Here is a 1616-nt window from a genome sequence, read left to right as displayed (position 1 = left end):
ACTTTCGTTATCAATGCAATTTGTGTGAACACTCAACAATAATCAGTCTTACTTCAAGATAAGGAGGTGATCCAACCCCAGGTTCCCCTAGGGTTACCTTGTTACGACTTCACCCCAGTCATGAATCACAAAGTGGTGACCGTCCTCCCGAAGGTTAAACTAGCCACTTCTTTTGCAACCCACTCCCATGGTGTGACGGGCGGTGTGTACAAGGCCCGGGAACGTATTCACCGCGACATTCTGATTCGCGATTACTAGCGATTCCGACTTCATGGAGTCGAGTTGCAGACTCCAATCCGGACTACGACATACTTTCTGGGATTCGCTCCACCTCGCGGTCTTGCTGCCCTCTGTATATGCCATTGTAGCACGTGTGTAGCCCATCCCGTAAGGGCCATGATGACTTGACGTCGTCCCCACCTTCCTCCGGTTTATCACCGGCAGTCTCCTTAGAGTTCCCGACATTACTCGCTGGCAAATAAGGATAAGGGTTGCGCTCGTTGCGGGACTTAACCCAACATTTCACAACACGAGCTGACGACAGCCATGCAGCACCTGTCTCAGAGTTCCCGAAGGCACAATTCTATCTCTAGAAAATTCTCTGGATGTCAAGGGATGGTAAGGTTCTTCGCGTTGCATCGAATTAAACCACATGCTCCACCGCTTGTGCGGGCCCCCGTCAATTCATTTGAGTTTTAACCTTGCGGCCGTACTCCCCAGGCGGTCAACTTAGCGCGTTAGCTACGCTACTCACGTTTCAAGAACACAAACAGCTAGTTGACATCGTTTACGGCGTGGACTACCAGGGTATCTAATCCTGTTTGCTCCCCACGCTTTCGTGCCTCAGCGTCAGTATCTGTCCAGGTGGCCGCCTTCGCCACTGATGTTCCTTCCAATCTCTACGCATTTCACCGCTACACTGGAAATTCCACCACCCTCTACAGTACTCTAGATAGCCAGTTCGAAATGCAGTTCCGAGGTTGAGCCCCGGGATTTCACATCTCGCTTAACAATCCGCCTACGCACGCTTTACGCCCAGTAATTCCGATTAACGCTCGCACCCTCCGTATTACCGCGGCTGCTGGCACGGAGTTAGCCGGTGCTTCTTCTGTCGCTAACGTCACAGATGCAAGGTATTAACTTACACCCTTTCCTCACGACTGAAAGTGCTTTACAACCCTAGGGCCTTCTTCACACACGCGGCATGGCTGCATCAGGGTTTCCCCCATTGTGCAATATTCCCCACTGCTGCCTCCCGTAGGAGTCTGGGCCGTGTCTCAGTCCCAGTGTGGCTGATCATCCTCTCAAACCAGCTAGAGATCGTCGCCTAGGTAAGCCATTACCTTACCTACTAGCTAATCTCACTTGGGCTAATCTAAAGGCGAAAGGTCCGAAGATCCCCTCCTTTGGTCCGTAGACATTATGCGGTATTAGCAGTCGTTTCCAACTGTTGTCCCCCACCTAAAGGCATATTCCCAAGCATTACTCACCCGTCCGCCGCTCGACGCCGAATAGCAAGCTATTCTCGTTTCCGCTCGACTTGCATGTGTTAAGCCTGCCGCCAGCGTTCAATCTGAGCCATGATCAAACTCTTCAATTAAAATCGTTTGTGATGC

At 51.4% G+C, this 1616-nt stretch carries 1 rRNA gene; it reads right to left on the bottom strand.

Annotated elements, in window-relative coordinates:
- Positions 1–59 precede the first annotated feature (59 nt).
- A 16S ribosomal RNA gene (locus ACOB80_RS20775) occupies positions 60–1600 on the bottom strand.
- Between the last annotated feature and the right edge of the window lie 16 nt (positions 1601–1616).

It is taken from the genome of Thalassotalea coralli (assembly GCF_055786205.1).
Note: the sequence above shows the minus strand (reverse complement) of the source record. Positions and strands in the feature narration are given on the sequence as shown.